This window comes from Hydrogenimonas thermophila (assembly GCF_900115615.1).
Lineage (GTDB): Bacteria > Campylobacterota > Campylobacteria > Campylobacterales > Hydrogenimonadaceae > Hydrogenimonas > Hydrogenimonas thermophila.
On record NZ_FOXB01000006.1, the window covers coordinates 1 to 13,864 of the forward strand.

Consider the following 13,864-nt stretch of genomic DNA (forward strand, 5'->3'; position numbering starts at 1 on the left):
CTAACTGGGGTTCAAAGGTTCCATTTCTATCTCTTGGAACTTCTAACTCAAACTCTCCTACGGAGCTTTTCATCTTTTTTGAAGATTTACCGTTTTTACGATTTTTTATCTCTTTGGATAAGTGTGATTCAAGCTCTGCTTCTAAAGCAGCTTCTGTAAGTTGTTTTATAAGTGGAGCAAGCACTCCATCTTTTCCATCTATTTTTGCACCTCTTTTTATCTGCTCAAGTGCTTCATTTAAATCAAATGTCTCTTTCATGTGTCTTTCCTTTAGAATATGTTATTCTATCGGATTGACACAAAATTTCTAACACTCCCTTCTTTTTTCAATTTCATTTTTGGAAATTAAAAAGTATTTACCATTAACATATAAAGTACTAAAATTAATAATAATACTATACTTAATTCTTGTAATTATGGCATATTTGCAATTTAATCCTTGGTATCAGATAATTACTATAGTAGCTTCAATTACATATATTATCTTATTTTATATGTCTATACGTGTTTGGATAATGGGACATACAAAAGCAAAATATTATCTTATTGCAATGACTATATATATTTCTACAATTGTTGTTATGTCATTAATGATTAATGGTATACTTGAAAACAATTACATTACAAGATTTGCTTTTCTTTATGGCTCATTTATGGAGATTATACTTTTTACTCTTCTATTGGCTAATAGGTTTTATGAAGTTAAAAATGAGAAAATTAGAATTCAAAATAGACTTATTGAGATAAAAGAAAAAAATGAAAAATTTTTAGAATATGAGATAGAAAATAGAACTAAAGAGATTAAAAATCTTTTAAGAGATAAAGAGCTTTTATTAAAAGAGGTATATCATCGTGTAAAGAATAATTTTCAAATGGTAATAGGAATGATCTCTATCCAAGCTAATAAGGAAAATAATAAAGTTTATAAAAAATCTTTTCAAGAATTGATATGTCGTATAAAGTCTATGTCAGCTGTTCATCAGTCTCTTTACAACTCTAAAGCTCTTTCTTGTATTAAGAGTAAAGAATATATTCCAAAAATCATACAAGATGTTAAACATGTATTTAATAGAGATAATATGGAAATAATTGAAATGGTAGATTCTATAGATCTTAAAATGGAATATGCAATATCTTTAGGAGTTATTGTAAATGAAGTGCTTACAAATGCAATAAAACATAATTTTAATTTAGAAAAAAAATTAATAATATATATAAAATTAAAAAAAGTTAATGAACAAATTAATCTATTGATTAAAGATAATGGAAAAGGGTTTGATACTGAACATAAGCTCATTCAAACAGGTTTAGGTTTGAAGCTTTTGGAACAATTTATTAAAAAGATTCCAAATAGTCATTTTGAATTTCATTCAACAAGTGAAGGAACAGAGTTTTCACTCTTTTTTACCACATAACTTTCATCCATAATCTTAATAGAACTTTATTTCTACTAAATAGTTTTTTTCCAACAGTAGTCCGACATTTTCTTATTATTATTTAAGTATGAAAATAATTATAAGAGGAGTATGTGATGTCTGTAATAAATAAAATAGTTTTTGCATTGTTTATAAATAGTATATATTTCGTTTTATTAACACAAATTTATGTTATGGGCAGTGAAAATACAAAAGTTAATAGTAAAAGTAAAAATAAACAGGAATATATACAAGATAAAGATAAAATTGTTTTGGAAAAAGCATTTAAGACTTTGAATAAAATTACAGATAGCAAAGCTGTAAATAAATTAAAAAATAAATTAAAAAAAAGTGTTTTTAATAAATTAAAAAAGCACAGTATTGTTATTGATCTTCCTGAACTTAAAATACCTATATTAGAAAAATATTTTAAATTAGACAATATGGCATTCGGGATTAATGGTAACCTATACAAAAAAAAGCCTTGGAAAAATTTGCCAGATAATTTGAAAGTACAAAATGCTAATGGATTGCATATATATTTAACTGGTGAAAGTATTATAAAAATAGGTGATTATGCCCATAAGGGAGCAGTTTTAATTAATCTAAATCAAGATTTATCTTCAAAATCAATTACAATGTTCAGTTTTGAAGAGAATGATAAGTTGTTTGAAGTTATGAAATTTGCAGATGTTGATTTTTTTAAAAAATATAAATTATCTGGAAAAAATGTTTTCGAGATTACGATTCTGTTGGATGAAAATGATGAGCCTAAAGATATTAAAATAGCAGCACTTGAACAAATAGCAATTAATCATAGATATACTCAATTATCAACAATATTTGATATATCAGAAAAAGGTTTCGTTTTTAAATATATAGAACTTAATGACAATTTAACTTTACAAGATTTAATGCCTAGTTTATATGGAGGAAAAGGTTTTGCTTTTTATGATTTAAAGATATATTTACCATTTGAAGGTGCAAAAGAGTTTGGTATAAAAGCAAAAACAAAATATTTTGGTGTGGAAAATGATGTTTATCTTTTTGAGTATGAAAAAAATCATGCAATAGCAATTGATGTAAGTGCTAAAGGAAAAGAGAGATTCAATATAGCAAAACTCATAAAAAAAGCGAGAAACATAAAATTACCAGCACCGGCACTGCAAAAACTTGAAACTTTTGGTGTGGCAAAAGGGATGGTAATTATTAGTGATGCAGAGTTTAAACTTAATAAAAACTCTTTAAAACCTGGAATTGCCAAAGATTTGATCTTGGATATTATGGGGAAAAAGAGCAAACCTCTTAAACTACATAATATGACTTTTGTTGCCGACTATGATACTGATCTTTCAGGAGAGTTTGGAAAAGTTTTTTCTAAAGGATTGAAAGGATTTAAATTTGGACTTTCAAATAATGCAAAAATTGAGGGGTATATTGACGGTATTTTTGATAAAAAGCCATTTGTTGCCAAACTTGAGTTTCAAGAAGAGGAAGGAGACTCTTTTAATTTAAAAAATCTTGCATTGCCAAATGGGTTTACCTCAAAAACTACAGGAGCCAATCTAGACCAAGGATTATTTTTAATCATTGATGAGAGTTCGGTAGAGATGGCAGTAAATAGTGGATTTAGTTTAACTATTGAAAAAAAAGATATAGGTTTTGATGGTTCAATAGGGTTAATTGCAGATGAAGAGAGTATAGGTGTAAGTTTAACTGGTGATATACACGACACTATAGATAATTTTGTTGGTATTAAACATTTTCAAGTTAATGGAGGCAAGATTAATACGATCATTTATGATACAGCTGTAACAAGCGGATTAGAATTAGACACCTCTTTTATGGGTAGAACTATGACAATGTCTGGAGATCTTGTTTTTGATGACAAAGGGTACCCTAAAGGCATTGGTGCAAAAACCGACATAAGCAAACTTGATAAAGATGGATGGAAACTTGTTAATTATTCTACTATTATTGGTGTACCAACATTTACTGCCAGTACTGTTGGTGCAGTAGCCGGAGGTACAGTATTTGGTATTGTTGGAGGATTGGTTGGAAATGTAATGGGTGATGTTGCTGGAGGTGCTGCTGGAGTTCCTTTTGGTGGAGTAGGTGCTGCACCTGGAGCTGTTATTGGAGGGCTTGTCTCAACAGCATTGGTTGGAACAGCAGGGGTTGCCATAGGTACAGTAGGTACAGGTGTGATTGAGTCAGCACAAGGGTTTGCACTTGGAGCTATTGGTGATGCAATTATCGGTAATACTAAAATAGGACAAAAAGGAATGGATATTTTAACAAAAGAAGAAGCCTTTCTTTTTAAAGCAGATGAAGCATATTTATCTTTTGCCACGCCAAATGCTATAAATCCAAATCTTGGTATTAACGCTGCAGGTATTAATTTTAATGCTAACAATATTGTTTTCTTTGACAGCTATAAAACAAATATTGTTCATGATTTTACTTGGGTATATACATTGGGAAATAAAATCAGTAAAGATATAGTAAAAGTTGGAGATATTGCTAAAGATATAGAAAAAGACTTTAAAAAAGCTACTAAACGATTTGAAGATAAACTAAAAGCCAAAGAGGAAGAGTTAAAACAATCTGGTAAAAGAGTAGATGGAAATTGGAAAGTAGAAGCTAAAAAAGAGATACTCAAAGATTTTAAGTTTACTAATGATGAACTTAAAAAGGCAGAGAAATATGTAAAACTTTATGCAAGTACTTTCCAAAAAGTTATGGCAGTTATTCATTATGAGTTAGGACTGGTGAAGAAAAAACCTAATTTTCCTTATGTGCTTACAAAAGCTGAAAAGAAGGGGATTAAAGAATTAAAAAATATACTCAATGGGATAAAATTGAAAGATGATAAATTTGGTCCTATAGATATAAAAGAGATATCGGTAGACACAGTTCCTACATTTAAAGTTGTTGGAAAAGCAAAACTATTAAAAGATGAGACAAATGTAGTTATTGGTTTTATAGATGGTCAACATCTTGCATTTCATTCCGATCTAAAAACACCTTTGGGAGTGGTAGATACACAGTTTAAGTTAAAAAACTTAAAAACTGTTGAAATGGCTGGACAGTTTAAAACAAATGATAAAATTCAAGTTTGGATCGAAAATGAAGTTGAAAATAAAATGAACTCTCTTTTTAAGAGTGGGGATAAGATTTTTTCTAAGCTTAACAATGATCTAAAGGAACTTAAAAAAGAGTCAGATAAAGCATTAAAAGAATTGAGATCATTTAAAAGTAATGAAGTTAAATATATAGATAACTCTAAAGCAGTAAAAAAAGCCCAAAAAGAGTTAAATGAAGCAAAAAATATATTTAATAAATATGTTAATGAGTGTAAAAATCATCCTGCAATACCTTGGGTACATTGTCATAAATGGCATTGCAGTAAAGGTTATAAATATCCTTGTAGAGATTTATTACCTGAAAATATTGATAAAAATGTAGATGAAGTAGTCAACCTTATTAACAAATATTTTCATCATATTGAAAATCCTAATGTAAAAAAACAAGAGTATGAACATACCAAAAAAAGTGTAGAATCTCATACATATAACCCTGAACTTCAAAAAAGAAACAATAAATATATTAGTACAAATGCTGCATATAAGGCTAAGAAGGCTGAAAAATTATCTATTGGAAAATACTATAGTTTTAAAAAAAATGTTATGAATAATAAAAAGTTAATATTTACTGTAAATAAGGTATTTTTAGAAGGTGACTATAATCCTTTGAAAATAGAGTATTTGTTAAAAATAGACTATTCACTAAATGGTAAAAATTACTCTAATTATTTTATTTATAGACCATATGATAGTGACTTCAATAGAGCAGCTATAAGTACATTAATTACAAAAATAGTGCTAGCTAAAATTAATTCTAATGAATTTAAAAAAGAGACTAAATGGTTTTCAAGTATAGTTAAAAAAGACCTTTCCAATTTAATAAAAGGGAATAAATATAAAGAGTATCTTTCTGTAATTAATCAAAATAGATATAAAAAAGCAATAGAAACTAATATTGAGCATTTGGAAAGTTTTGAAAACTCTAGTAGCAATATACAGAATAAAAATATTTTAATGAGTGATATGATGCCAGGAAGTAGGATATTTAAAAATAGATATATTGCTATTGCACACAGTACTTTATGTTTAGGAGTTGCTAGAAATGGCATAGATGTGATTCAGAAAAATTGCAAAAGTAAAAATATAGAGAGATGGACAACAAATGTTTTATTAGATAACAATAAAAAGCCTACTGGGTATGTGCAACTAAAAACTAAAGGTTTATGTTTGAAAGCCAGAAGTGATAATAACAAACAGCCTGGGGATCCTTTAATGTTGTCTCAATGTAATAATATTGATACACACGAAGAATGGAAGATAATTTCTAAAGATGGTTTTTTTGATAAAATTATTAATAAACATTCACAAATGTGTTTACATTTTGACAGTATTAATGCTAATCCAAAATCTGCATATGCTGTTTGGGCTCCTTGCATTGAAGTAGATTCTCAGGGGTTTAGAGATATTAAAGATGTCCAAAGACCAGAAATGCATATGGTTAATGATGAAATCAAAGCAAAAAGTGGTCAATGCATATCTGTTCATAGAGATTTAGATAAACATTTTATTAAAACCAAATATGGGCATACTGTAATTAAAAATCCAGAACATTATAGAAAAAATAATGGATCTGGAGTTTATGGGTTATATGCTGCAGAGTGTAAAGAAGATACTAATAGTAAATTTAACTACCTTGAGTTGATAGATGGTTACATTAAAATTATTCATACAAAAACAGGATGGTGTGTTGTGCCAAAACATAATAAAAGTGATAAGCTGGCATTGAAACCTTGTAGTAAAGAAGATGCAATGTTTTGGAAACCTATAGCAGTTAAAAATGGCTTTTTATTAAAAAACTATTTTAAAAAAGAGTGTATTGATATTAAAGATAATAAACTCTCTTTAAAAAGATGTAATAAAAAAGCTAATGAACAAATTATAGACTTTGTAAATAAAGGTAAAAGATGAAAAATTACTATAATTTATTACTTGTAATTTTAATTTTTTTAATGAGTGGATGTGCTATTGAAGAAGTAGCATACATTTCTCCCTCTGAGTTTAAAAAATCTAAAGATTTAATTTATAATATACCTGTTAAAGATAAAACATCATTACTTATTAAAGATGCTTTATCCAAAATTAAAGATGCAAAGTATAGTGATGCTATAGAAATTATAAACAGAGGTTTAAGACAACAACCATCAAATGCTCATTTACATTTTCTTAATGCACTTTCGTATCACTATTTGTCTTTAAATGGTGATATAAAGATGGAAAAGCTAGCAGAGAGTGGATATAAAGCATCATTACGATTTGATGGTTCAAACTATTTAGCGGCATATCTTTTAGGAAATATATATTTTAAGCAAAAAAAGTTTCTTAAAGCACAAAACTATTTTTCACGTGGCTTAATATATGCTTCAAATAATCCTTATCTTTTAAGAGGGCTAGCTGTTGCATCATATTATTGTAACGATATTTCTTTATCAAATTGGGCTTCAGAAAAAGCAGATAAAATTGATCCAAATAATCTTGCAAACATTAAAAACTTGATGTTTGTTAAAGCAGCTAAAGGAGAGATGGAAGAGGCTTATCATCTTTTTAAAAAGTATCGTTCTTTAGCTGCTTTAGGTAAATCTAGAAGTTTTTTTCAAGAAGAGAAAATTGCATATATTCAAACAAGGTTAAAAGATTGGAATGATTTTCATGTTAGAAAAATTAAAAATCTTTTTGGCTATGATAATGATCAAACTACTGATAGTTATGAACCTGATGGTAATGATAAGGGTGATGAGATATATGTAAATAAAGATGAACAAATTAAATCATCTAGTAGTATTTTAAGTAAAGAAAAGTTTGTACAAAATATGCCAAATATGATACTAGTTGATGTAGTTATTATAGAAACGGAAGAATTGAGGTCTGAGTCTAAAGGGATTAATTTATTAGAGGGACTACAAGTAACTTTAAGTGGTTCTATAAGTTATGATTATTCTAGTTCAGGTGATATATATGATAGTGGATGGACAGTATCACCTGAATTCTCTTTTGCTGGATTATCATATAGTTTTAATATTTTTAATGATGGGGCTAATAAAGCTGAAATACTAGCAAGCCCTTCTTTATTAGCAGTAGAAGGATCCACTTCAAGTTTTCATTCAGGTTCTACATTACATGTTGCATTAGATAGTACAATTGGAGATGCATCGTTAGAAGATGTGGATGTAGGTATAAGTTTACAAATTACACCAACATTTTATAAAAATGAGCTCATTAAAATAGAAGTTCATGCCCAAAGATCACAATTAGAGCCTTTGTTTGAAGAGGTTGGATTTAAATCAGCAGCACAAACATCAAAAACATCTGTAGATGCAACAGCTATTTTGAAAATAGGAGATACTTTAATTTTAAGTGGACTAACTCAAACCTATAAAAATAGATCTGAAAGTGGTGTACCAGTATTGCAAGATGTACCAGTTGCCCAATATTTCTTTTCAAATGAGAATGACTCTAATTTAAAAAAATCAATTATGATATTGCTTACACCTCAAAAAGCAAGATATTTTAATAACTATATGAGTAATAGTGATGATATTCAAAAAGATACAAAATATACAATTCAACTTAAAAAACAAGAAGGAATTAAAACAGAGAATATAGATATTGTAATCGCCAATACTCAGAAAAACTCTTTATATAGGGAGTTTAGAGATGGTGACTTAAGACTTGAATCTTGGAATAATAAAGATACATTTTTAGAAGCAGTTAAAAGAACATTACGGTTTTTATATTATTAAAAATGAAAAAATCAATTATATACATATTCTGTTTTTATAGCTTATTATTAGCAGAACTTTCACATTCTACTTATGAAGAGATGAAAAAAAATTCACCAGAAGTTTTGAAATTGATAGTTAATGATGTTCAACTGAAAACTTTAAATAGGTATAAACTAGAAGTTAAGATTAAAGCAACAGTTATTAAAGTGATAAGGACTGAGACTAGAGTGCAATCCAATTGTCAAATATTTATAAAATATGAAATACCTAAATTAGTAAAAAAAGGATATATAGGACCAGTCTCTCTTAAAGCTCTCAAGAAAAAAAATAAGTATATAGCATATTTGATATACTCAATTGAAAACAAAGTGTATATTCCTAGTGCTAAAGGTTTAAGCTTTAAAGTTATTGATGATTAAATATGATATTTTATCAAATCTTACATACCTTCAAGTAGAGTCAACCACAAACCTTCTACCTCTTTGTTATCAAGTAAGATAGTTTTTTGTGTCTCCATTAATACTTTTATTTGATCTTTTGGATAGCTTCTTGCAATTACACAGTTTGGATGTGCAGGAAGAAATGCTCTAATTAAAGCTATATTTTCTTGTAAGGCTTTTGAGCATATAAAGCAACTATCTGGTTTATGCAGTCGTCCTTCATGCTCTAGTATTGAAAGGTAGCTTTCTACAGCTGTACGCATTGGATTTTGAAGATGCCAAATATTGGCAGAGTGTTCTAAAATATCAAAATAGAAATTTCCAGGAATTTCTACATCTTTAAGATGATCATATAGCAGTGTAATAAAATGTTGCCATATAGTTAATCTATTAGTTTCTTTTAACCATGGAAAGCCAAGATGTATGACATTTCTTAGTTTTGGCAAGAATTGTATAGAATCTTTTTCAATCTCAAAATCGACTTTAAAACCTGTTGTAACAATAGGGTGTCTTGCTCCATAAAAACGGTATAGAACCTCTAATCTCTCTTTTGTTAATATTGATACAATGGTATCTTCATTTTTTGCTTTTTTTACGTTTAAAATATACCCCTGCACGTGTCAATTCCCTTTTTTCAGGTAGTTGTAACCGATTTTTTTGTAAAATCGCCTAATTTTGGAGTATTGTACCAAAGAACTCACGTTAATAAAGGGTTTGGAATGGATTTATTGCGAGGATTTAAAGATAACTGTGGTTTTGGACTTGTTGCCAATATTGACAACACTCCAAGTCACGAACTTTTGGAAGATGCAATTCATGCGCTTGAACGCATGATGCACCGAGGTGCAATTGCAGCAGACGGAAAGAGTGGTGACGGAAGTGGACTACTTCTTTCTATGCCTGAAAAATTTATGGCAAAAATTGCTAAAGAGGCTGGTCATACTTTACCCTCTCAGTATGCAGTTGCCCAAATTTTTTACAAGAATGAAGATAGCATTAAAGTCTTTGAAGAGATGTGTGCAAAAAATGACTTACGTGTCATTTTTATGCGAAAAGTTCCTGTAAATACTGATGCATTGGGACAATTTGCGCTTGAAACTTTACCAACAATTGTTCAGGTATTTGTTGCGCCTAACTCACTTATGGCAACAAAACGATTTGAAGCACTCATCTATCTTACAAGACGTGAAACTGAAAATGCATTGAGAGAGGATGAGGAATTTTACATTCCAAGCTTTTCAAATAGAGTAATCAGCTATAAAGGGCTGGTTATGCCAACACACATAAAAGAGTTCTATCCAGATCTTAATGATCCTGATTTTGAGATAAGTTTTTCACTTTTCCATCAACGTTTCTCAACAAATACACTTCCTCAGTGGCGACTTGCACAGCCTTTTAGGATGATTGCTCATAATGGTGAAATTAACTCTGTTGAAGCAAACCGTTTCAATGTAATAGCTAAGTGCGAATCTGTAAAATCAGAAGTATTCAGCGATGAAGAACTAAAACGCATGATGCCACTGCTTCAGGATGGCTCAAGTGACAGTGCAAGCCTTGATAATTTCTTTGAATTTTTACGTGTAAATGGTATGGATATTTTTAAAGCAGTACGTGCTGTAATTCCTGCTCCGTGGCAAAATACTCCTCATATGGATGCAAACTTAAGAGCATTTTATGAGTATATGAGCACATGTTTTGAAGCTTGGGACGGTCCAGCAGCTGTTAGCTTTACAGATGGACGCTACATTGGATGTGTTCTAGATAGAAACGGATTGCGTCCTGCAAAGTATATTGTTACTAAAGATCGCCGTTTGATTATTTCAAGTGAATATGGTGTTGTTGATATAGAAGATGACAATATCTTAGAAAGAGGCCGTTTACAGTCTGGAGAGATGATTGGTCTTGACCTTAAGTATGGTACGATACTTAAAAATGATGAGATTAATGAGTATCTTAAAAATTCTAAGCCATATGCTGAGTGGCTTAATGAGCAAATGGTTTATCTTCAAGAGTATGTAGAAAAACCATTTGAAAATCTTGAGTACTACAATGTTGATGATATCATAGAGAAACAGCGTTACTTTAATATAACCCAAGAGGTTATTGATCAAATAGTAGAACCTATGGTTAAAGATGGTAAAGAGCCTACCGGATCAATGGGTGATGATACTCCTATTGCTGCTTTTTCAAATGTTCAACGAAACTTTACAGACTTTTTCAAGCAAAAATTTGCACAGGTAACCAACCCTCCTATAGATCCGATAAGAGAAAAAGTTGTTATGAGTATTAATACTGGATTTGGTGAGATACACAATATTTTAGATGAAGATCCAGACCATTCACAACGCCTTAAAACAACATCGCCAATATTGACATTTGAAAAGCTTGAAGTTTTAAAAAGCTTTGGTGATGAGAAGCATCCACGATTTAAACCATATTACAAAAACAGAACATATAGTACCACTTTCGAAGAGAATCTAAAGGGAAGTTTGGAAGACTTAGTTTATGACATTATTGAAGATGTTAAAAATGATGGTGTTCGAATTGTAATTCTTGATGATAAAGCACTAGGTAAAAAGTATAAGACAATACCTATGGCAATGGCTGTAGGTCGTTTAAACTATGCACTTCTTGATGCTGGAGTTCGACATCTTGTAAGTATTGTTGCAATAACAGGTGAGGTAATAGATTCTCACTCTGTAGCTTGTCTATTGGCATATGGAGCATCAGCAGTATGTCCATATATGCTATTTGCTACAGTTTACAAACTCTTAAAAGATAAAGACCTTACAGAGTATGAGATGCGTAATGAATTTAAAAAGGTTCACAGCGCATTGGGTGCTGGAATATTGAAAATTATGTCTAAAATGGGAATCTCTACTGTAGCGTCATACAGAAATTCAGCACTATTTGATGTAATTGGTCTATCAAATGAGGTAGTTGAGGACTGTTTTAGAAATTCACATACTCTTGTTCCTGGTATTGGATATGATGATATAGAAAAACGAATTGAGAAGTATCATAAAGATGCATTTGAGCATGAACATATCAATAAACTTTTCCCTCTAAATGTAGGAGGTATTTATAAGTATATTGATAAAGGTGAGTATCATGACTATGCACCTGTAGTCTCTATGGCTATGCGTCAGGCAGCTACAACAGGGAAAAAAGAAGATTTTAATGTTGTTAAAAATCTTATAGAAAAACGTGATAAAAAGATGATCCGAGACTTCTTCGAGATCAAAAGCGATCGTAAACCTATTCCTGTTGAAGAAGTAGAGCCATTAGAAGCAATTTTCAAAAGATTTGCAAGTGCAGCTATGAGTTTAGGCTCAATCTCTCCTGAAGCACATGAAGCAATAGCTGAAGCTATGAACCGCATAGGAGCTCAGTCTAACAGCGGTGAAGGTGGTGAAGATGCAAGCCGTTTTAATACTATTAAAAACTCAAAAATTAAACAGGTTGCATCAGGACGCTTTGGTGTAACACCTGCTTATCTTAGAAGTGCTGAAGAGATTCAGATCAAAATTGCTCAAGGTGCAAAACCTGGTGAAGGTGGTCAGTTACCTGGTCATAAAGTTACAGCTCTCATTGCTCGCTTGCGACATACAATGCCTGGCGTAACACTTATATCTCCGCCACCGCATCACGATATCTATTCTATTGAGGATTTGGCTCAGCTTATTTTTGACCTTAAGCAAGTTAACCCTGAAGCTGTAATAACAGTTAAGTTGGTTTCTACTGCTGGTGTAGGAACAATTGCAGCTGGTGTTGCCAAAGCTTATGCTGATAAGATTATTATCTCAGGTGGTGACGGCGGTACAGGTGCTGCAGCACTTGGTTCAATCAAGTTTGCAGGTAACCCTTGGGAGATTGGATTAACTGAAGCACATAATGCTCTAAAAGCTAACCATTTGCGCCAAAATGTTCATCTTCAAACTGATGGTGGACTAAAAACAGGTATGGATATTGTTAAAGCTGCAATTATGGGTGCTGAAAGCTATGCATTCGGTACAGGTGCATTAACAATGGTTGGTTGTAAAATGCTTCGTATATGTCACTTGAACCGATGTAGTGTAGGTATTGCTACACAAGAGCCAATGTTACGAGAGCATTTTGAAGGTAGTGTAGAGAGATTGATAAACTACTTTACTCTTGTAGCAGAAGATGTCCGGGAAATTATGGCATCTCTTGGTTATGCTACATTAGAAGAGCTAATTGGTAGAACAGACCTTCTAAAAGTGATAGATGATGATTTTGCTAAGAAGTTTGACTTTAGTTCAATTTTGATGCGCCTTGACGGTCCTGATACATGTCAGGTTGAATCAAATGTTCCTTTTGATACAAATGAGTTTGAAAAAGATGTACTTAAAGAGGCATCTGCTGCAATTCAAAATCCAAATAAAAAGATATTTATCAAACGTAACATCTGTAACCTTAACAGAAGTTTTGGTGCCCTTGTAAGTGGTGAAATAGCCAAGTATTATGGTGATGCAGGATTGCCTGAAGATAGCATTAAGATTCAACTAAAAGGTATTGCAGGACAATCATTTGGTGCTTTCTTGATCAAAGGTGTTTCACTTCGTATTGATGGTGTAGCTAACGATTATGTTGGTAAAGGTATGAATGGAGGTAAGATAATTATAGCTCCACTGAATCAAGGAGAACAATTTTCTGCTGCAGGTAACACATGCCTTTATGGTGCAACAGGTGGTAAACTTTTTGTAGCAGGCAATGTTGGTGAACGCTTTGCAGTTCGTAACTCAGGTGCTTTAGCTGTTGTTGAAGGAACTGGAGATCATGCTTGTGAATATATGACAGGCGGGGTTATTGTAATCCTCGGAAGTACCGGTGTTAACTTTGGTGCTGGTATGACAGGGGGACTTGCATTTGTATATGACAAAGAGCATACATTTGTAGAAAATGTTAATCAAGAACTGGTTGAAGTAAGACGTATAGATACTGATGAAACTGATGAAGCTCGTCACTATCTCAAGCGTCTATTATGTGAATATTACAATGAAACTGGAAGTCTCAAGGCAAGACGAATACTTGATAGTTTCAGAATGGAGATCCGTAACTTCTGGATGGTAAGACCAAAAGAGTTGCGCAAAGTACCTTTGAATTTGGATGAGGGGGAGTAA

At 31.2% G+C, this 13,864-nt stretch carries 7 protein-coding genes; 5 read left to right on the forward strand and 2 right to left on the reverse strand.

The annotated features are described in order from the left end of the window. On the reverse strand, nt 1-259 hold a 259-nt coding region (locus BM227_RS03260), incomplete at its 3' end, for a transposase (RefSeq protein ID WP_177201971.1). A 70-nt stretch (nt 260-329) separates the two neighbouring features. Here BM227_RS03260 and BM227_RS03265 point away from each other — a divergent pair. The 4 genes from BM227_RS03265 to BM227_RS03280 all read left to right on the forward strand — a co-directional run bounded on the left by BM227_RS03265 (nt 330) and on the right by BM227_RS03280 (nt 8,699). Then, the gene (locus tag BM227_RS03265; RefSeq protein ID WP_281244294.1) at nt 330-1,415 is read left to right on the forward strand and encodes a sensor histidine kinase; all 1,086 of its coding nucleotides are present in this window, start codon (nt 330-332) and stop codon (nt 1,413-1,415) included. A gap of 116 nt (nt 1,416-1,531) precedes the next feature. Further along, nucleotides 1,532-6,469, forward strand: a complete 4,938-nt coding sequence (locus BM227_RS03270) for a ricin-type beta-trefoil lectin domain protein (protein WP_092911170.1) — start codon at nt 1,532-1,534, stop codon at nt 6,467-6,469. Beyond that, nucleotides 6,466-8,298, forward strand: a complete 1,833-nt coding sequence (locus BM227_RS03275) for a type II and III secretion system protein (protein ID WP_092911172.1) — start codon at nt 6,466-6,468, stop codon at nt 8,296-8,298. Before BM227_RS03270 ends, BM227_RS03275 begins: the two co-directional genes overlap by 4 nt. A gap of 2 nt (nt 8,299-8,300) precedes the next feature. After that, the gene (locus BM227_RS03280) at nt 8,301-8,699 is read left to right on the forward strand and encodes a hypothetical protein (RefSeq protein WP_092911174.1); all 399 of its coding nucleotides are present in this window, start codon (nt 8,301-8,303) and stop codon (nt 8,697-8,699) included. Between the two features lie 20 nt (nt 8,700-8,719). On the opposite strand, the gene recO is transcribed toward BM227_RS03280, so the two are convergent. Then, nucleotides 8,720-9,337, reverse strand: a complete 618-nt coding sequence (gene recO, locus BM227_RS03285; RefSeq protein ID WP_092911176.1) for a recombination protein RecO — start codon at nt 9,335-9,337, stop codon at nt 8,720-8,722. 102 nt (nt 9,338-9,439) lie between these two features. On the opposite strand from recO, the gene gltB reads away from it, so the two are divergent. Further along, nucleotides 9,440-13,864, forward strand: coding sequence for a glutamate synthase large subunit (gltB, locus tag BM227_RS03290; protein WP_092911177.1), 4,425 nt, complete (start codon nt 9,440-9,442; stop codon nt 13,862-13,864).